The following is a 20,099-nucleotide window of genomic DNA, read 5'->3' as shown; positions in this document are numbered from 1 at the left end:
ATGGTCTAATTGAAGCTTTGAGGTTTTGTGATTATGTACCCATATTAGATGAGATAGATAGAGAATCTGTTTTGCGAATAAGACATGCGGCCATCGAAGATTTTAATTACCCATTAGAAAATATTAGTAAACCCCTTTCCATTGTTACATTGGAGGGGATTATTGCATACATTGAACGTGCTGCACGTAGGTCCATAGATGTTTGCTATCCTTGGTTAAATCAGATTTTAGATGTTAACTGTAAAGCTAGATATCAAGTTAATGAATCTAAAAACATAGTTGATAGTGGTAGAATGCGGGTTAGTCATACCGCCAGCTCAACTCTAGCTGCAGAATTACGTGTAGCTCGTTACGCTAACGGGTACAAGAGTTGAATAAGTCACCGCGACGGCAGCGGCTTGAATGATCGACTGCCTATGTTTCATTTTCCACTAATTTATCCCCATCCCCTAACATCATTTATGTCTGATGTGCCGGTGATATAGCTTACTCGAATTATTGGGCATTTGACCTGCGATTGATTAAGCGTAACCTCCGTTAGATGATGTCATTCGTGATTTACTGATGGACGATATTATTGCGGATATGAAATTAAAATTTGGGATCCGTGTAGATTCAGCACTGCCAGTAGGTTGGAATCATGGAAATGTCTGTTGGCTTATGATGTCCGACCAAGGAGAGCTTTTTGTTAAAGTGCACGATAAAATACGGAATAAACGAACAATCGAAGGGACACGTCAAGCATTAAAATTTCAAAATCAGATGTACACTGAAGGGATCCCATGTCAGCCTGTAATGTCCTACAAGGGCGAATGTATTTATTCGACGGCAAGGGATGTTGAATACACCATAACTGGAGCAAGCCAGGGAAGACATATTCAGGCTGGACAAGCGAATTCTTCCCAGATGTTCACGCTAGGGAAAGCAACCAGGCATATGCATAAATGGATGAACACCAACTTACCACAACTTGAATCTCTCCATTGGGAATTACCTTCAAAAGAAAGTATGTATAGAAGACTCCAGACAAACCTTATGGAAACATCGTTTGCCGAACATAAACGGTATGCTGAAGCTATTGAATGTCAGATGAATATTTTAAATCTTATTGATCTTAATGATCTATTTGCCTGTACTCATGGATGGGCGCATTGGGATATGCATATCGATAATTTATTGTTTGATGATGAGCAAATAGTCGATATTATTGATTTTGATCGAATCAGTTACGTATACACCGACTTCGACATATCAAGAGCATTGCTTTCCTGTACGCTTACATCTAATGGTTTTCCATCAGAAAACGTAAAGGCTTATGTCGAGGGTTATTCGGAACACGAAATTATAACGGCTAAACGATTAGTAAGATCTCTAAAATTAACGTGGTACAAAGAATGCAAATGGATACATGCAAAGTATAGGAACAACCGACCTATGAGCCGGTTTGTAGAAGAATTGATTTGGATTGGGGATAATTGGGCGAAATTGGACGAATATGTTGAAGATATTCTATTAAGCTAACGGGTACGATAGCTCAACAAATACATGACGGCAGCCGGCCAAAACGATCGGCTGCCGTTTCTCAACGAACGGGCAGGATAACGTGGAAATCCAAGGTTTCACCTGATACTATGGAAATATATCGAAAGCTCATGCCAAGCTATAATCATGAGCTTCTTTTTATTTGCTCCTTAAATGGAACGCGAATTTATTTCTAATACGAAAAGTGAACCTTTTTGACAACTAGCGTGTAGATAGAGTGAAAAACAAGAAAGGAGGAAGCAACATGCATCAAAAAATAGCCCGAAAGCGTGCAGAGGAGGTTTTTAATGACTACTCTACATACGTATATCGGGTAGCCCTTCTATTGACCAGGTCAGCATCATTGGCAGATGATGTGACGCAAGAAACCTTTCTAAAGGTATTCAAAAAAATTCACACCTATGATCCTATGAAACCAATGCAGCCCTGGATTTACCGTATTACGGTCAATACTACTCGCAATTTGTTACGAAAACAAAGATGGTTATCATTCGTCGGATTCACCCCCGATGTGCAATGTGAAAGTGCATCAGTTGAAGGTTCGATTATTCAGGCTGCTGAAAATGAAGAACTATTAAAGGAAGTTAACCGGCTGCCTCTGAAGGGCAGAGAAGTCATTGTTCTTCATTTTTATGTTGGGTTGAAGTTGACCGAAATCGCTGAAACGCTTCAAATTCCTTTAGGAACATGTAAGTCACGGCTTAACGCGGCACTTAAAATATTGCGTATACAGCTTCCTGGTAACGAAATGTTTTCGATTTCAGAAGGAGGAGAATTAGTATGACAAAAGAGTCCGATTTGGGAAAAGCTTTGAAAGATAGCGTTAATTCAGTGCAATCTTCCGTTACGTTTGATCGTGTTTGGCAGCTTCATCCGACTCGGTCAAAGAGGCCCATCCGAAGCACACGTAAAGCCTGGATGGCAGGCATCGCCGCCATGATTATGTTTAGTTTAATGCTCAGCCCTGCGGTTAGAGCCTCAATAAGCAACCTTATTGATACCAAAATTATTAAAAATAGCTCGCAGGCTATGGTATATGAAGGCTGGGTTAGCTCAAGAAAATGGGATACTTCAACTACTTATGCAACTCTTCAGGATGCTGAGAAGGCATTGGGGACAAAACTTCCGTTTCCACAGCAATTTCTAAGCAGTGAGGCGGGGGCGATTAACCGGGAAATGAGCGTTACAACTGAAAAAGGGAACATAGTAGGGTATTATTATTCGTTAAGAACAAAGGAGCGCATGTTATCAGTAACGGCTAACTATAAGTCCGAAACCGACCCACGATTTAACGTGGAATCGACGGAGGCCGTTGTTAATAAAACAGTGGATATAAACGGAATCCCAACCCACCTTATCGCCGTAAAGGAGTTTGACGGGTATTGGATTTATATGGAAAATGGCGATTGGAAAATCGTAATCCAAGGGATTGCTCAAGGTACTGATGATGGCAAGCTCCCGGCACCACACTTCACAGAAGATGAAGCGATGAACATTGCGCGGTCAGTCAAATGGTAAGTTCAGTCCTCATAGTTAACCGGAAATCTTGTTCCCCTTAGTTGGTTTCAAACTACTGATTAAGCTAACGGGTACGATAGTGCAAATATCAGGGTGCAGATCACTGCGGCGACTGCTCCCTGTTTCTGTTGAAGTAACGGGCAGTTATCTTAAATAAAATCTATGTGGTAAAATAAAGAAAAACTTGAGGTGGGTGCAAAATGGAAAGAATGACATTGGCAAATGAGATATATAAAACAGCACATTTGACGGGAAGTTTTAAGTTAAGGTCGGGAAAGGTGTCCAATGATTATTTTGATAAATACTTGTTTGAATCCAACCCAATCTTACTAAAGGAAATTGCAGAACATTTATCTCGACTAATCCCTGAAGGCACTGAAGTTTTGGCTGGTCTTGAGATGGGCGGAATACCTATTGCAACAGCTTTATCCCTAAAAACAGGCATTCCAGTTGCTTTTGTAAGAAAAAAGGCTAAAGAATATGGAACTTGTAAACTGGCTGAAGGTATAGAAATTCAGGGCAAAAATGTTTGTATCATCGAGGATGTTGTGACAACAGGAGGACAAATATTATTAAGTAATCAAGATTTGAAAGACTGTGGTGCAATTGTAAATAATGTCTTAAGCGTTATCGAACGTGAACAACAAGGTCGAGATAATCTTGAGGATGCGGGACTAACATTTTTGTCTTTGTTTAAAATGGAAGAACTAATTAATGCGAGTCTTGCTTTAAACTAACGGGAACGAGAGCGAAGTGATGGTCAAATCCATTGCTTTTTCTGTGTTTTATTTTGGCAGCTCAACAAACTGGCAGCGTAGTGAAACTTCGTGATATTAAATAATATGATTCTTTGGACTAGACTGGAGGAAGGCGATTTGTCAGATTCAGACAGAGCTCTTTTGAACCAATATAGTGAACAATCCAAACAGCTTGTAAATGCAGTATCGGGTTTGTCAGCAGAACAATTGGATTTCTGCCGATCACCAGGGAAATGGTCTATCCGTCAACTTGTTCATCACATTGTTGATTGTGAACTTAACTACTTCCAAACGCATCGTATTGCGCTCTCCAATACGGGTCACAGGTTTATTTTTGACGGTGGCTTTGATCCAGACATATGGGCTGACTCCATGAAATATTCCCAACGATCGATTGAGCTTGAACTGCGACTATTTGAATTGATAAGAGAATATATTGTTTATCTGTATCAGACATTGTCAGCCCCGTTAGATAGGGTTGTATCTATGGAAAATGGGTCAGTTGTCGTACGCGATGAAATGAATTGGGATGTATCACACGCAGATCATCACATTAACCAAATTCTCGAGACTCGACGTGTTCATAACATTTAACTCTTTTTTTTAAAGTGGGTTATGATGACTCAACTAACGGGTACAAGAGTTTAATACATACATGACGGCAGCCGGCCAGAACGATCGGCTGCCGTTTCTCAAGGGCAGGTTAGTTTAAGATCGTATGCGGTAAATCGTATCAATGTAAGGGCAACGTTTTTTATTAAGTTTGGGAGGATTTCCTCACGCCTGCACTATACCGTTGTACACAAAAAGGCCCCAAAGTGGCAAGGGGCCTTAGTCTTGTCTATACGTATACAGCTTTTTGGAACCAAACGTGCCTTCTTCGTAGGTATCAGAAGTTTTCTAAAACAATTTTACCAATAGACCGTCCGTTTTCCAACTTCTCATGTGCTAAACGCAGGTTAGCTGCATTAATGGGTTCTAGTCGTTCATTTAGTGTTGTTTTTAATTTTCCATCATCGATTAAGTCCGCCAGGCTATTCAGCAATTCGTGTTGTTTTATCATGTCTTCGGTATGAAACAAGGGCCGTGTAAACATGAACTCCCATACAAACGTTACACTTTTAGAAAACAGCAAGTCCATTTTCAAGCTTCCTGCCCAGGTAGCCTTATCCGTAGGAACGATACAGCAAATTTTACCTTGGGGGGTAATAGCCTCCGACATATTCGCTAGATGTTGTACAGTATCGTTCAAGCAGAAAATATAATCTACGGAATCGATACCAAATTCTTTGAGCTGAGGTTGGAAAGGGTTGTTGTGGTTTATTATAAAATCCGCACCAAATCTTTTGGCCCAATGAGTTGACTCCGGACGCGAAGCAGTACCGATGACAGTCAAACCTGCTAATTTGGCAAGTTGCACGGCAATCGATCCTACTCCTCCAGCTGCGCCGATAATAAGTATACTTTTGTTTTCATTTGTGTTTAGGCTAATTCCTAAACGATCAAATAGGCCCTCCCATGCAGTTATCGAGGTAAGCGGTAATGCGGCTGCTGCTGCGAAATCCAAACTTCTTGGCATTTTTCCTACAATTCGTTCATCAACCAAGTGAAATTCGCTATTTGTGCCTGGACGAGCCACGCTACCCGCATAATAGATCTTGTCCCCTGGTTTAAACAATTGACAGTCAGGACCAACTTGTTCTACGATTCCAGCAGCATCCCAACCAAAAATTTTCGGTAATTCGGCTTCGTAGTTATGTTGCTCGCGAACGCCTACGTCTGCAGGGTTGACAGAGATCGCTTTTACATTTACAAGCAAATCACGGCCTGTAGGTTCCGGTTTATCCAAATGCAGATCAATAAGGCTTTCAGGATCAGATATTGGGAGGTATCGGTATGCACCGATTGCTTTCATTTTTTGGCGAGTATTCATAGGTATCCCATCCTCTCGATTAGCAAATGTTGTACAGATAGCATTGTATATCAGTTAGATTACTTTAAGTAAGTACGCATATTTTTATGGTATAGTATTAAAAATCAAACCTTTGGGAGGATAAGCTGATGGGAGACCGTAGAAACAAATATGGAATGCGTCCAGATATGCAAGCGTGTCCGGTTGAAACAACGTTGGATGTTATTGGCGGAAAGTGGAAGGGGATCATTCTCTATCAGCTCCTGGACGGAACGAAAAGATTCAATGAATTCAGACGCCTCAATCCAGGAATTACGCAGTTTATGCTCACATTGCAGTTAAGAGAGCTTGAACGGGATGGTATCATTCATCGAGAAATATATAAAGAGGTTCCGCCAAGAGTGGAATACTCCCTTACAGATTTCGGAAGGACTGTGGAACCGGTGATCATGTCTATGAAAGCATGGGGGGAGTCTTATAAAGTGCGGCTTGATGAAAATCACACGATACAAGTGGAGGATAGTTAAAGGCAAGTTGGGTAACAAGCCAGGCGGCGGGTGCAAGGCGAAGTAATAGGAAATAGTTCCGTTTACGGTGAACCGTATCATCTAGCAAATTGGATCATTACGCTAACGGGTACGATTGTTCAGTAACACCATCATGAAGCTGCCAGAGCGATCTTGGTAGCTTCATTAAGCTAGGTAGGTGGAGATAATGCGCTATAAATTAGTAGCCTTAGATTTGATTTGGACGGTACCCTGCTAAACAGTCAAAGCGTGGTGTCAACAAAACACATTGAAGCCGTCAGAAATGCGCAAGATGCTGGGGTTATCGTTGTAATTGCAACAGGACGATATTACATGCAAGCTGAACGAATCATGAAAACACTGGATTTTGACGGAATCTTAGTGTCAAACGATGGGGCTGCGACAATTAAGAATAAGACAAAAGAAATCATACATGAGCATTCTTTTTCTGTCGAAGATATTTCGCCGTTAATCACTTACTGCCGCCAACATGAAATCCATTTTTCTTTGACCACAGCTTTCAATCATTACGTAGAGTTTATGAGCCCTTACCAGATCGACAAATGCAAACAATATGAGATTCAGTACTCAACACATAATGACGTGTTAGAACTGAAAGAGCCTGTAATGAAACTGACCATTGATGATGAGAAGCGAATTAATGGATGGCAAGATATCGTCTTACCGTCACACATCAAATTAAGAGCCAACGCCGAGTTTTTCAAAGAATACGTCCATCATCAGACTAGTAAGACCAATGGACTGAGAAAAGTGCTTGAATCTTACGGAATTGATCCATCCGAAATTATTGCTATCGGTGATTTTTACAACGACTTGGACATGATTGAATACGCTGGCTTAGGAGTCGCAATGGGCAATGCGCCTGACGATGTCAAAGAGAAAGCCAATGATGTGACGCTTTCAAACGATGAAGATGGAGTATATTATGCGTTAGAAAAGCACTTAAGGTGGTAGGTCGCTAAATTAACGGGTACAAGAGCTCAATACATATATGACGGCAGCCGGCCAGAACGATCGGCTGCCGTTTCTCAACTAACGGGCAGAATTGCGCAATAAAAAATACTTGCTGTAATTTCAATTTTCAGACTATAATAGATGTAATTATTTGGTATGTGTTACTGGCGTAAACGTGGAGACCCACGAGGGAGCACATATTCATAAAGCCGTGCGCCTGGGCAGAGGTAAGGGGAGATATCCCCTTGCCTCTTTTAATTTAAGGAGGCTTATGGAGATGAATGTATCCTATCAGTTTGATCGTTTTGATCAAGAACAAATGAAATCTGAAATTAAGAGATTAACAGCGAATGTCGGCAGTCACTCGGAAGCACTAGTACGTTTATTTTTCGAAAACGGTCTATATGGTGCAAAGAACGTTCTTGACGTAGGGTGTGGCACTGGAACGATGATCGAGTTATTCTCTAAGTATTTACCCGATATTTCCATTATTGGAATAGATAACAGTGTTAAAATCCTAGAAGCAGCACAAAGTAAGTTCTTGGGGAATGAGGGCATTAAATTCGTTCATGCCATTGCAAACAGTCTGCCGTTTAGTGACAATACATTTGACTTTATATATACTCGCCTTGTTTTAATGCACAATCCTAGGCCGCAAGAAATCATTAAAGAAATGACAAGGGTGTGCAAGCCGGGTGGGGTAGTTTGTGTAGTGGAAATTGATGATGGTACCCAAGTTTTCCATCCGTTTGGTTTGGAACTTTCTAAACTGATTAATGCACATATCGAATACGCACGTATTAATGGCACAGACCGTACAATTGGCAGGAAGCTCTATTCTTATTTTGTTTCCGAGAACCTGCAGGATGTTAAAGTGATCATTCAAACAAGCGACTATATCATGAAAAATAGAGAGGACGAGGAGATGCCTATATTAATTAAATTAGCATTAGGAAACGATAATGCAAAGCGCCTTGTAACGACTGGATTGCTCTCAGAAGAAGAACGAGTGGAGATTGTGGATAGTATTATTCCCACATTTTGTCGCTACCCTCACCGTTATGATTCATGTTCATTTATGTATTCTTTCGGGAAAAAACAGTGTTAAAAATTTTGTATGGAAGGCTAGGTGTCGCCTGTGGAAAGTATATTACGTCACTACGTAGCCACAATGATTTACCGATTGGAGAAAGCCATTCTGAACGCCCCCGATGATTACCCGAATTTGGAGATTGGCAAGGGAGTTCGAAAACCAATCGTTATATTATCCCATATTTCCTTCGTGCTTACATGTGCTCACTCCGTGTTCCACCATTACGATCAAATTGAAGAACTGGAGATAGGAACATGGGAAGAAGAAATCAACCGGTTTTATAAGATTGTAGGAATACTTGATAAGGCAATAGCGATGGGTTTGCCAGATAGGGAAAAAATAGCGGAAAAGTTATTGCAAGGTCCATTATCCGATGTTATGACACATATCGGCCAGCTTGCGCTGCTAAGAAGAATGGCGGACGCTCCAATTCATAAGGAAAACTTTTTTGAAGCAAATATTACAGCTCAGGATCATGCAAGTTGATTTACGATATTGCAAGAACGCTTTGCAGGCGGGCTCCTTTTGCTTTAATGAGAACCAAGAAAGGATGACTGGAGTGAGAATAAAATATAGAGTGGCATCTATGCAAGATGAAGAGGAATTGTTTGAATTGGCTGCAAAACTTGCGACAAGTTTTAAACTTAATAAAGGGGATTTTTCGAGAACTTATCAAGAAATCTTGAGTAATACAAATGCTGATTTACTTATTGCAGAATCGGAATCAATAATAATTGGATATGTATTGGCATTTCATCACTCAACTTTTTACGCTAATGGTTTAATAAGTTACGTCGAAGAGATATTTGTTTTAGCTGAATATAGGGGGATGAAAATCGGATTGACCTTTGGAAAGAGATCTACGGTTTAATGCATATCTTTAGAAAACAGGATCGTAATTTTATTTTAATTGGATTCCCAATACCTGAAATTGTCGGGCAAGGGAATTCGATTATTCACTGGATCGCTTTGGAACTTTCTCAATTAACAAAAAGGGCAAAGAAAATAAAGGGATTTAGACATGAAAACGATTATTACTTTTCTAGAGATCGATTAAATGAACTAAATTCAAAAAAGAGAATCAAGTATCTTCGCACTGAAAATTGGAGCAGAGAGGCTATTCTAAGTAGAGGTAGCTTAAACAAAAAAATTCAGCAAGATAAAGTGTTCTTACTGGGTGCAGGAGCTTTAGGCTCGGCTATAGGGGAATTACTTTCGCGTACTGGAGTATCTCATCTTACTATTTGTGATGGGGATAAAATAAAGATTGGCAACTTATCTAGGCACATGCTTGGTTTAGGCGAATTGAACCAAAATAAAGCAACTGCCCTATCTCGAAAACTGATTAATAATAACTTACATATTAGCTCAAGTTCATTCACAAGCTCATTTCCCGATTTAAGTGATGATGAAATTGATTATCTTGAAGAACATGACGTTATTATTGATACAACGGGTAGCGATGCAGTAATAGATTACTTATATTCGTTTGACTGGACTGTTCCCAAGAGATTTGTATCTATATCTCTTGGGTTCGGCGCGAGAAGAATGTTTATTTTACTATCCAATAAAAATCCCTTCCCAAAAAAGGATTTTTTTGAATTTCTGCAACCCTGGATTAGACTTGAAAAATCGGAGAACCAAAACGTTGTTTTTCCTAGAGAAGGGATCGGGTGCTATCATCCATTGTTTCCAGCTCGTCTTGATGACATATGGACAATGGCAGGATTAGCGGTTAAAGAATTGGAATCTTGGTGGCCGAATAATCTGGGGCCAAGTATATTCGCAGTTTATGAACAACAACAATTGAATGGGTTGCCGGCAGGAGTTTTATTGAAACAACGAGAGGAGTTCTAGATGCTGTTACACAGATATCGAAACCCTGAACGGGGACTCGAAGTTGAATTTGACGAAACGATATTGAATGAAATGCTTAAAGAATGTTCTTCTTACGGAAAATATGAAACAGGTGGAATTCTTGCTGGGTACTATGATGACTCATTAAAGAAAGCAGTTATTGTTGGAGGTAGTATTGCCCCGGAAGATTCCAGGCATATGCGAGCTAGATTCCATCGTGGGATTAAAGGACTCAAAAGTTGGCTTAAAGAAAAATGGGATGAAGAAAAAGCCTATTATCTTGGAGAGTGGCATTTCCACCCGTTTTCTTCAAGTGAAATGAGTCCAGTGGATATTAACCAAATGCAAGAAATATCTAAAGATAAATCCTATCATTGCCCAGAGCCGATTTTATTTATTATTGGAGGCGATCCTAATAATACTTACTCCGTTAGCATTACTGTTTTTAGAAGTAATGGTGGGCCGGTCCAACTTACAGAGCATAGCATAGAGTACTTGTAAATCTGATTTTCGCATTCTGACCAAACTTTTTTGTCATATACAGGTACAAACTTTATTGTAATTGTTAATTTCTACTGGATTCACTGCAACCAACTTTATTGTAACTCATGAACAAACGTATTTTTAGGAAAAGCCTTGATATGACTGGATTTATAGAAACCAACTTTAATGTCACTGAACATAATTGTTAAAAGAAAATAAAGTATTAGACTGGGAAAATAAAGTTATAGACTGAGAAAATAAAGTATTAGACTACTTGGTGTTTCGGCATTGCTCACAAGTACACGACATCAAGAAGCTCAAACCCCGTAATTCTTTAATTACGGGGTATTTTTGTATTTTGGAGCTGATATGTGTAGTTAATACTCTTAGAACATTTTCTGTTCATAATAAGGAATATCAGCCGGAGGATATCGAACTCGATCGTAGGGCTGCATGCCGGTGCGATTTCCCTGTTAGTCCGAGATACAGTTCCTTTGAACCTAATGTTTCAAGACCTGCCTTGCACCTTTTAATAGGTATAATTTCATAATCCGCAGTTTGGAGTGAGTGACCAAGAGGAAGCTCTAAACAATAAACGGGCAGTAACATGCCTTAGTTTGTTGTTTGGCTTTCTCTTTTTTTGCATGGGTAATGAGCCGCTCTATACAGAAGAGATGAGGTGCGAACATTGAAAGTAACCAACTTACGAATTTGCGTTTTGTTGGTTTTTTGTCTGGGATTGTGGTTATTTCCTACAGGTGCTTGGGCTCATACGGATAATAGCGTAGGCTTTTCTAAAATTATTGCGGATGCGGAATCCGAAATCATGCATTATGAGCTTTATATCGAGTATCTCGCGCTTAGCAGCATGGTGGATTTGGAGGTCCAACCGAACAGCTAATGCGCTAGTTCGGCGTCCAAGCTGTGTCCTCCCACTTTTAACTGCAAGGGCATTGAAGGTCGCCCCTGCGATTTTTATTTACAACAACTATCCACCCGTGTATAATTATTCCAATTTGAAAATGAATAGTAGGGGGATCGTATGTTTGCATTTAACCGCAAGTTCCACAGCGCGGATGCCATTCGGGTACCGCTGAAGGTCACACCGCTTTGGGCAGGGTTGTACCTGCTGCTCACAGTGGTTATTGCACTGACGCCCTCGTTGCAGATTCTGGCGATTGCCGCCTTCATTCAAGCCGTGCAGGCTACGTTAGCCATCGCCGGGGGGATGGCGCCGCTGCTCATCCCGGCGCTGACCATGTTTTCCTTGATGCTTTTACAATTGCTCCTGACACCACTGCGGCAGTTTATCCATTTGCGTTTGCAGATGAAGTTGCGTGGGACGCTGCGTGTGGCGTATCTGGAGAAATTAAACCGCTTGGAGTATGTTCACATCGAATCCCCCGCGGTGTGGGACATCATCGGTCGGCTGACCTTGAATTTCCAGAAAAACAACGTCTACATGGAAGAAAAGTTCAGCGAGATGTTCGAGCAGAGCGGGCGGCTGCTGCAAATTATCATCAATGTGTTCAGCGTGGTCGCCGTCTTATCCTTGCAGATCTGGTGGTTGGGGCTTGTGATGGTGGTCATTGCCGTGCCTATGTTGTTTTTGTCCTATAGGCTGGGCGAGCGCAGTTACGACAACAGTCAATCCTGGAAGAAATACTCCCGGGCCAGCGGTAACATGGGCGAGGTATTGTTACATCGGCAATACACCGCGGAGCGCTTCCTATTCAACTTCTCGCCCCAGGTGAACGCGAAATGGGCGCAAAATTATGCGTTCATCCGCCGGCAGATGATTCGGCTGGCAGTGAAGAAGACTTCGATCATAAAGCTGGGCGGTATCGGCAGCGCTCTCATGGCGATTATTTTGATCTTGCTCATGGCCTATCTGGTCACCCGAGGCAGCTTCGGCGTAGCGACATTTATTCCGCTGGTGCCAGCATTGTTCAATTTAAGCAACACCCTTTCCCGTGATCTATCCTCTTCCTTGCATTCCCTTGCCGAAACGCAGCGCTTCTTTGTGGACTTAACGAAGTTCTCCCTGCTCTCAGAGCTGAATATGACGGAATCAGCCGACGATCTGGATCCGGGTGCATTCCGCACATTGGAATTTCACAATGTCCGCTTCCGCTATCCCGGCACGGAGCAATATGTGCTCAACGGCGTGAATTTGACAATCGAACAAGGGCGACATTACGCCTTTGTCGGGGCCAACGGGGCGGGGAAAACGACCATCACCAAGCTGATTATGGGTCTGTATACCGATTATGAAGGGGAAATCCTGCTCAATGGCATCGAGTTACGCGCCATCCCGCCAGCTAGAAGGAGGCAGATGTTCGCAGCGGTGTTTCAGGACTTCGCTCGCTATGAAATCCCCTTTGCGGACAACATCCGCCTGGGGAAGCCCGATGCGACAGAGGCAGAGCTGGCGGAGGTCATCCGCCTGATTGGGCTGTCGGATGTGGTGGACAGGCTCCCGGGCGGGATCCACACCCCTCTGGGGAAGCTCAAGCAGGGCGGCATGGAGCTATCCGGCGGCGAATGGCAGCGCATTGCCATGGCTCGCGCGGCGCTTAGCCCAGCGCAATTGAAGATTTTAGACGAGCCGACGGCTGCTCTGGACCCCATCAGCGAGAGCCGTGTCTACGAGCAGTTCGACCGAATTATCAAGGATGCCACCACCCTATTCATCAGCCATCGCCTTGGTTCTACCCAGCTGGCTGATGTGATTTTCGTCTTGGAAAACGGAAAAGTCACCGAAGCCGGCAGCCATGACGAGCTGATGGCGAACCGAGCGAGCTATCACGCCATGTATGACAGCCAAAGGAGCTGGTACATATGAAAAACGGATGGAAAGACGTCAAATATCTTCTAATGGCTGTGCGGGAGGTCGTATCCGCTCTTCCGTGGCATATGACGGCACTGTTCGCGCTGCTTCTGCTGGCTGAGGGGGCGATCACCGGGCTATTTGCCAAGGTATTGCAGAACTTCTTCGACACCCTCACGGCACAGGCGGGCGTGCCCGACGGCTTTCGCCCCATCCTGTTAGCCGGCTTGCTTTTGGGCGGGATGGTGCTACTGACCCATGCCCTCAATGGCTTGCACGACATCCTGTTTACCATCGTTCGCACCAAGTCGGCAGGTACGCTGACAGAGAAACTGAATCTCAAGACCGGGCGGCTCAACCCGATTTGCTTTGACGATCCGGCCTCTCTGGTGGCCATTGAGAAAACCGGGTTTGCCACTTGGCGCATGTTCGCAACCTTCTTTACCTTCATGAACGCCCTGTTTCTGTACCTGACGAACTTCATCATCATGGGGCGGTATCTGTTCCTGCTGGACCCGATTCTCTGCATCATGCCCATTGTGGTGTTTATTCCCATCATCCTAACCCAGATAGCGCGCACGACTGCATTCTCAAAGCTGGAGGACGCCGCCGCGCCCATTCGGCGGGAGACGAATTATTATCAGGACTGTGTGGGGCGGAGAGAACTGTTCAAGGAAACCCGGGTATTGCATGCCTTTGGGTATTTCAAAGGCCTGTATACCGCCGCACTAGATATGTTGAGCCGTGAAACGTGGCGGGCGGAGCGGAAAGGGGCTTGGCTGGACCTGATCAGCAAGGCCCTGTCCCTGGCCGGCTTCGGACTGGTTCTATATTTACTGGTGCGCGCCGCGGCGACGGGCGTCATCTCCATTGGGGCCTTCGCGGCGGTGTTTGCGGCCATCAATACGATGTTCTCCATGATGGAAAACCTGGTCCTGCAGGAGATCGGTTGGATTTCCCGCGAGTTCGGCTATGTGCGCAACTACTTTGCCTTTATGAACCTGCCGGAACGTAGAGGGGACAACACGCCACTGTCGCTCGACCGGGAAATCCAACTGGAAAACGTCAGTTTCCGCTATCCGGGAAAGGAACACGACTCCCTGCGAAATATTAGCCTGACCATACCGGCGGGGCAAACCATCGCCGTGCTGGGGGAAAACGGATCCGGCAAATCAACGCTGGTGAAAATGCTGCTGGGCATTTATCTACCCCAGTCCGGCACGGTGAGCTATGACGGGCGGGATATTGCCATGGTCTCTTGCGCCGGGCTGACCCATAAAACCTCCGCTGTGTTTCAGGATTATATGCGCTATAAGGTCACGCTAAAGGACAATATCGCCATCAGCGACCTGACGCATGCCCAGCGAGACAGCGGGTATAGTGAGGAAATCAACAGCCTGCTCCGCCATACCACGGATGACCCGGTGTCCGTGCAAGCGACCGAGCTATTGGCACAGATGGAGATCGACTGCCAAGATACCCGTTATCCCAACGGGATTGTCACGCTGCTGGACCGGGAATTCGGCGGCATCGACCTGTCCGGCGGGCAGTGGCAGAAGGTGGCCATCGCCCGCGGCCTGTTCCGGCGGCACCACTTGATCGCCCTAGACGAACCCACAGCGGCGATTGACCCCATCGAGGAGAGCCGCCTGTACCGCCAATTCATGGAAATTTCCCGCGGGGTGACCTCCGTCATCGTCACCCACCGCCTCGGATCGGCGCGGATTGCAGAGCGGATTATCGTGCTGGATAAAGGCGAAATTGTGCAGACAGGCACCCATGACGAACTGCTTGGCGTGCCTGGGAAGTATAGTGAGATGTGGAAGGCCCAGGCGCAGTATTACCGGTGAAGATAAATGGTAAAGAGCGACCGCGGTACGTTATGCGTACTGCCGAAGCTGCAATGTGACGGAAAATTTCGCGTACAGCGGTGGACAGGCGGTGGACGATGGAGAGGCATAAGCGAGAGTTGGCTAATCTGAATCGGGTGCTCGTTTGCGCAGAGGAGTAATCTGAATAGCGCAATGCTTCTCATCAGTTATACGTATAATTGCCTCGTGCTATCATTAGAATAGAGTAACTACTCAGGATCGAACGGTAATGAGAAGCCCGGGATAATGAGAAGTTGTTTGTAAAGGACCGCAGTTTTAGCGAGAAAGAGGCTGTAAAATTCTTTGTGTAAACTCTCAAACCTTTTAAAATAAGAGTTACAAGGAAAGGTTGGGAGAACACATGGGATTATGGTCTAAGGAACAGCTACGGCAATTTATTAAGGAGAACAAGCTTGTAACGGCACAAGATGCCCAAAATGCGCTGAAGGAGCTCTTCGCTGAGACGCTGCAGGAGATGTTGGAAGCGGAGCTCGATACGCATTTAGGGTACGAGAAGCACGACGTCCAGAACAAACAGACCACCAACAGCAGAAACGGCAAAAGCAAGAAAACGATCATCAGCGAATACGGGGAACATGAAATCGAAGTTCCACGGGACCGTCAAGGCGAGTTCGAGCCGGTTGTGGTGAAGAAGCACCAATCGACTGTAACGGGCATTGAGGATCAGATTGTTGCCATGTACGCCAAGGGAGTCAGCACGAGAGATATTCAGGATCACCTCGAGCAGTTGTACGGCGCCCAAGTGTCGCCTACGATGATTTCCAATGTCACCAATAAACTCGTTCCCCTCATTAAAGAATGGCAGAGCCGCCCCTTGCAAAGCGTGTACGCTGTGGTCTTCTTGGATGCCATTCATTTCAAAGTGAAGCAGGACGGGCACATCGTAAATAAGGCTTCTTACATGGTTATCGGTATTGATCTGGATGGAAACAAGGACGTCCTCGGTATGTGGATCGGCGAGAATGAGTCCTCTAAATTCTGGCTCGGCGTTCTGAATGATCTGAAGAACCGCGGCGTACAAGACATCTTGATCACTTGTGTCGACAACCTGACCGGTTTTTCCCAAGCCATAGCAGCCTCTTATCCCAAGACTGAAATCCAGAAGTGCATCATTCACCAGATCCGGAACTCGACCCGCTATGTGTCCTACAAGGATCTCAAGAAGGTAACGGCTGCCTTGAAGCCTATTTACAAAGCAGCAACGGAAGAAGCGGCTTTGCTGGAACTTGACCAATTTGAAGAGGCCTGGGGTAGCAAGTATCCTTTGATCATCCGTTCCTGGCGATCGAACTGGGATGAATTGGCCACCTTTTTCAAGTATCCGCCTGAGCTTCGAAAGCTCATCTACACCACTAATATGATTGAGAGCTACCATCGCCAGCTTCGTAAGGTCACGAAAGGGAAAAGCATTTTCCCAACAGACGAAGCTCTGCTCAAAATGCTCTATCTAGCCACAATGGATGTCGTACGTAAATGGACGGGACGCGTTCAAAATTGGGGGCAAATTCTGCTCCAGCTCTCGGTCTTCTTTCCCGACCGCATCGGCCAATTTTTACGCTAAAATTTTTTTCTCCCCTCGGGGAGAAAGCTTTTTAAGAGAGTTTACACAAAGATCTTGACAGACCCGCGAGAAACCTGCAAATCAACTTCTCATTATGTTCCCACTTACTTGCCTAAACTTTTTAGCCAGTTCATTAATCCTGCATTGTTTTGCCACTCGGGAAACGACTTGAACAGTTATCTTAAGATAAAAGGTGAAACAATAGTTTCCCATTACTAAGACACAAAAAGTCCCGCAGCCTACCTCGTGATTGCGGGACTTTTGTTAGAAGAAAAAAACATTAAGGATGCATCAGCAATAGTCTAAGACTTTATTTTTCAAGCCCTTGTACCCTAGATGTTATTTTCTAAAAGTTAGTCTAAAACTTATTTTTCAAAAGCTGACGATTTTCTAGCTCAAAAACTGCGTCAAATCAACAACTCCAGTCTAATACTTTATTTTCTTCTGACAATAATTGAATGTGTTAAATATTGTTGGTAACTAAACAATAAACTTTGTAACTGATCAATATTATTTGTAATTGACCAATAAAGTGTGTAACTGATTCATTACAATAAGTGTTCTTCGGAAATGTTTAAAGGGTTGATAACTACATTGCGAGTCCCGGTGACTATTAATTAGTCATCGGGACTTTTTTTAAAGGAGAGAAATAATGTTAGTTTCTGTTGGAGACCGTATAAGATTTATAAGAAAAACACAAATCGATTAAATCAAATCGAGTTTTCTGGCTTAATTGGTTTATCTCAGGCGACATTAAGTGAGTTGGAGCAAGACAAGTACAACCCATCCTTTGAAACGTTGTTAGCTATACATAATGCGTTTAAAACTGATTTAGGTTGGCTACCGGATCTACACGGCTGGTCATAATATTTAATAGATCTCTGTTCCAAAGTATAACATTGTTCGATAATGCCAATTCAGTCGCAGATGAACTGGTCGCGAGAAGGCCCTTAAACTTCGCAATGTAAGCCGATAATTGATAAGCCGCCAGGATAAATAGCATGCTGCTCCCAGCAGCCATATCCAAGATACTATAGTTAAAATATCCGGCGAAAAACCGGAAGGAGCCGTATTTGAAGCGGAATCCGATCCGCTAGTTTCCGTTGACGTTACCGCCGATAAAGGCATATTTGCAACAGATGGACCGGTATTGGGCGTAAACTGATCGACGATGTTTGGTAGCGTTAGCACAGCGACGGCTTGTGGCAGTTGCCATGCTACAGGAAGAGCTAGGCGTAGCAGGTTGATAGGAACGCTTGATCGTCGTATTCGTCAGAACCGTTCGAAACATCCAATCGTCAATCTTGGATAGCGAAGCGCCGCCCGCACGGCGCTTTTGGACATCTCGTTCAACGACAAATAGGCAAGCGACAGAAGCGTTCAACTGATCGCCCAAAAAAACGGAAGATACGATATCAGCAGCCTGTTGAACCAGTTCGTGCGCATGTCTTCCCTCGTTCCATATTGCTACTCATTTGCCTTCGTGTGCCTCGCGGATTTTGATTTCATACTGTCTGAATATTTCGTCGCCGTTGTAGTTTTGCATGATTTCCTTGCGGTATTCCGGCCAGTTTCTCCCCGACTTGTCCGTAAACAGCATGCGCACCTGCAGCTCGTTCTGCTTGTCGCGCATCGTTTCGACGCTTACGCCTAGCGGCGGCGTCAGCGTGGTTCCGACGCCTTCATGCACGGGAATGCCGGCAATCGTCCGGGCAATCGTCTCGTCCCTTGCCGTCATCCGCGGATCGATCACCTTCAGGCCCAAAACTTGAGGGGAAATCGGGGTAAAAAAGCCCCATATATCGAGAAATCGGCCCTGCTTGACGATATCGTTCTCGATCCCGGACGGGATCAGCGTAATCGTATTGCCCTGACGCGTGTAATGTTTACCCTCCAGCCCGTAATGGGTGAGCAAAAATCCTTCCTCCCCGCATAACCAGTCCAAAATCTCGGCAAGCCGCTTCAGTTTATCCGGATTCAGGCCGGCGGCATTATTCGAGAATACGAACGGAGAGCCCGGCATAACAGCGGCCTGCAGCGGTTCATGTCCGAACGGATTGAAAGGGACCCAGTTCGCATGCGGATCGATGGCTTTGCTGCGGGTCTGGAGGCTGTTCGGATTGGAATCGTAGGCAAAGTCCGCCGTAGTCCCCAGCACAACGCCGACCTTGCCGCGAACGGCTTTATCGACGACATCATTTCGTTTGTTCAAAAACCAATCCGGCTCCACCACGCCCGCATTCATCACTTTCAAGATGTCGTCCACGACATGGCCGACTCGTTCGTCCATCTGCATAATGACGAGTTTTTTTCCGTCATAATATGCCGGATACAATAGCCCGTTTTTGACATATTCCGGCCAATCCGTGGACAAGCTCGAACCGCCGCCAGAGGCGGTAAAGCCGTACGTATCGTTTTTTCCGTTTCCATCCGGGTCGCCGAAGGTGAGTACATGAAGCGTTCGTACATAGGCATCGTAAGTATCGGGAATCGGAAGTCCGAGACGGTCCAGCCAGTCTTTGCGGATATAGTAAGCTCTATTCGACTGTTTGTCGTAGGGGATCGGCGCGCGCATGAATTTGTTGTGGAACTGGTATTGGCGCAGCTCTTCTGTATTCATCCAATATTTGAAATAATTCGGCATCGTGCTTGGCGAAACGAACAGCGTCATGTCCGCAAGAGCGTTGTCAAGCGCATAGGACGCGCCTCCGTCCGAACCGAGGCCAAGCCACATGTCGGGCGGATCGTTTGCGGCAAGCAAAGCTTGCAGTCGAGTATTATAGTCCCCCTCAGCCGTTGCCGTCACTTGCAATCTGACGCCGAACTTCGTTTCGATCGCCTGTTTGACGAAATCGAGCGAAGGCGCAGGCAGAGAATCGGAATCAGGTCTGCTCACGAAGATATGCAAAGACATCCGTTCACCGGGATTCGACTGTAGCGGAACGTCTTCACGCCTGACAAAGAGATCAAGTTTCATCAAGAATGCTGCCGCTATACCGCCTAGAATCGCCGTTGAGGCGATTGATACGATCATTACCCGCTTCACTTTTACTCCTCCGTCCTGGGCCGATTAACAAAAAGAATTCGTTTTCATCGTCTATGTTAATACGATTCGCCGCGAAATGAAATAGAGATTACTTTTGAATCGGGT

18 protein-coding genes and 1 riboswitch are annotated in these 20,099 nt (G+C 44.6%); of the genes, 16 read left to right on the top strand and 2 right to left on the bottom strand.

Going from position 1 to position 20,099, the window contains the following annotated elements; translation table 11 throughout:
- Positions 1–564 precede the first annotated feature (564 nt).
- The 5 genes from ACKGJP_RS35080 (at position 565) to ACKGJP_RS35060 (ending at position 4,412) form a co-directional block, all read left to right on the top strand.
- Positions 565–1,521 (top strand): phosphotransferase, encoded by a 957-nt coding sequence (locus ACKGJP_RS35080; RefSeq protein ID WP_409343360.1) that lies wholly within the window; start codon positions 565–567, stop codon positions 1,519–1,521.
- Positions 1,522–1,786: 265 nt separating this feature from the next.
- The gene (locus ACKGJP_RS35075; RefSeq protein ID WP_409343359.1) at positions 1,787–2,326 is read left to right on the top strand and encodes an RNA polymerase sigma factor; all 540 of its coding nucleotides are present in this window, start codon (positions 1,787–1,789) and stop codon (positions 2,324–2,326) included.
- Positions 2,323–3,060 carry a hypothetical protein gene (locus ACKGJP_RS35070; protein ID WP_409343358.1) on the top strand — a complete coding sequence of 246 codons (738 nt, stop codon included), beginning with the start codon at positions 2,323–2,325 and terminating at the stop codon, positions 3,058–3,060. Before ACKGJP_RS35075 ends, ACKGJP_RS35070 begins: the two co-directional genes overlap by 4 nt.
- A 200-nt stretch (positions 3,061–3,260) precedes the next feature.
- A complete protein-coding gene (gene pyrE, locus ACKGJP_RS35065) occupies positions 3,261–3,797 on the top strand; it encodes an orotate phosphoribosyltransferase (protein ID WP_409343357.1) in 537 nt (178 codons plus the stop codon).
- A gap of 138 nt (positions 3,798–3,935) precedes the next feature.
- Positions 3,936–4,412, top strand: a complete 477-nt coding sequence (locus ACKGJP_RS35060; RefSeq protein WP_409343356.1) for a DinB family protein — start codon at positions 3,936–3,938, stop codon at positions 4,410–4,412.
- 295 nt (positions 4,413–4,707) lie between these two features.
- On the opposite strand, the gene ACKGJP_RS35055 is transcribed toward ACKGJP_RS35060, so the two are convergent.
- A complete protein-coding gene (locus ACKGJP_RS35055; protein ID WP_409343355.1) occupies positions 4,708–5,751 on the bottom strand; it encodes a zinc-binding alcohol dehydrogenase family protein in 1,044 nt (347 codons plus the stop codon).
- A gap of 128 nt (positions 5,752–5,879) precedes the next feature.
- Between ACKGJP_RS35055 and ACKGJP_RS35050 the strand changes: the two genes are divergently transcribed.
- The 11 genes from ACKGJP_RS35050 (at position 5,880) to ACKGJP_RS35000 (ending at position 17,815) form a co-directional block, all read left to right on the top strand.
- On the top strand, positions 5,880–6,257 hold the full coding sequence (locus ACKGJP_RS35050) for a winged helix-turn-helix transcriptional regulator (protein WP_409343354.1): 378 nt from the start codon (positions 5,880–5,882) through the stop codon (positions 6,255–6,257).
- Positions 6,258–6,476: 219 nt separating this feature from the next.
- Positions 6,477–7,232, top strand: a complete 756-nt coding sequence (locus tag ACKGJP_RS35045) for a Cof-type HAD-IIB family hydrolase (RefSeq protein ID WP_409343353.1) — start codon at positions 6,477–6,479, stop codon at positions 7,230–7,232.
- A gap of 150 nt (positions 7,233–7,382) precedes the next feature.
- A riboswitch (ZMP/ZTP riboswitch) is annotated at positions 7,383–7,462 on the top strand.
- Between the two features lie 47 nt (positions 7,463–7,509).
- A complete protein-coding gene (locus tag ACKGJP_RS35040; RefSeq protein ID WP_409343352.1) occupies positions 7,510–8,340 on the top strand; it encodes a class I SAM-dependent methyltransferase in 831 nt (276 codons plus the stop codon).
- A 75-nt stretch (positions 8,341–8,415) separates the two neighbouring features.
- Positions 8,416–8,811: a hypothetical protein gene (locus ACKGJP_RS35035; protein WP_409343351.1), complete on the top strand. Its 396-nt coding sequence runs from the start codon at positions 8,416–8,418 to the stop codon at positions 8,809–8,811.
- A 73-nt stretch (positions 8,812–8,884) separates the two neighbouring features.
- Complete coding sequence (locus tag ACKGJP_RS35030; RefSeq protein ID WP_409343350.1) at positions 8,885–9,196, top strand: hypothetical protein; 312 nt, start codon at positions 8,885–8,887, stop codon at positions 9,194–9,196.
- A complete protein-coding gene (locus ACKGJP_RS35025; protein WP_409343349.1) occupies positions 9,196–10,182 on the top strand; it encodes a ThiF family adenylyltransferase in 987 nt (328 codons plus the stop codon). The genes ACKGJP_RS35030 and ACKGJP_RS35025 overlap by 1 nt, the downstream gene beginning before the upstream one ends.
- Positions 10,183–10,683 (top strand): Mov34/MPN/PAD-1 family protein, encoded by a 501-nt coding sequence (locus ACKGJP_RS35020; protein WP_409343348.1) that lies wholly within the window; start codon positions 10,183–10,185, stop codon positions 10,681–10,683. It begins immediately after the preceding gene.
- Between the two features lie 1,024 nt (positions 10,684–11,707).
- Positions 11,708–13,510: an ABC transporter ATP-binding protein gene (locus ACKGJP_RS35015; protein ID WP_409343347.1), complete on the top strand. Its 1,803-nt coding sequence runs from the start codon at positions 11,708–11,710 to the stop codon at positions 13,508–13,510.
- On the top strand, positions 13,507–15,345 hold the full coding sequence (locus ACKGJP_RS35010) for an ABC transporter ATP-binding protein (protein WP_409343346.1): 1,839 nt from the start codon (positions 13,507–13,509) through the stop codon (positions 15,343–15,345). Before ACKGJP_RS35015 ends, ACKGJP_RS35010 begins: the two co-directional genes overlap by 4 nt.
- Before the next feature lie 382 nt (positions 15,346–15,727).
- A complete protein-coding gene (locus ACKGJP_RS35005; RefSeq protein ID WP_409347342.1) occupies positions 15,728–16,948 on the top strand; it encodes an IS256 family transposase in 1,221 nt (406 codons plus the stop codon).
- Positions 16,949–17,629: 681 nt separating this feature from the next.
- A complete protein-coding gene (locus ACKGJP_RS35000; RefSeq protein ID WP_409347341.1) occupies positions 17,630–17,815 on the top strand; it encodes a helix-turn-helix domain-containing protein in 186 nt (61 codons plus the stop codon).
- Positions 17,816–18,419: 604 nt separating this feature from the next.
- Here the strand turns inward: ACKGJP_RS35000 and ACKGJP_RS34995 are convergent.
- Positions 18,420–19,994, bottom strand: coding sequence for an extracellular solute-binding protein (locus ACKGJP_RS34995; protein WP_409343345.1), 1,575 nt, complete (start codon positions 19,992–19,994; stop codon positions 18,420–18,422).
- Positions 19,995–20,099 lie beyond the last annotated feature (105 nt).

Origin of the sequence: Paenibacillus litoralis (assembly GCF_046244365.1) — a bacterium.
GTDB lineage: Bacteria > Bacillota > Bacilli > Paenibacillales > NBRC-103111 > Paenibacillus_V.
Note: the sequence above shows the minus strand (reverse complement) of the source record. Positions and strands in the feature narration are given on the sequence as shown.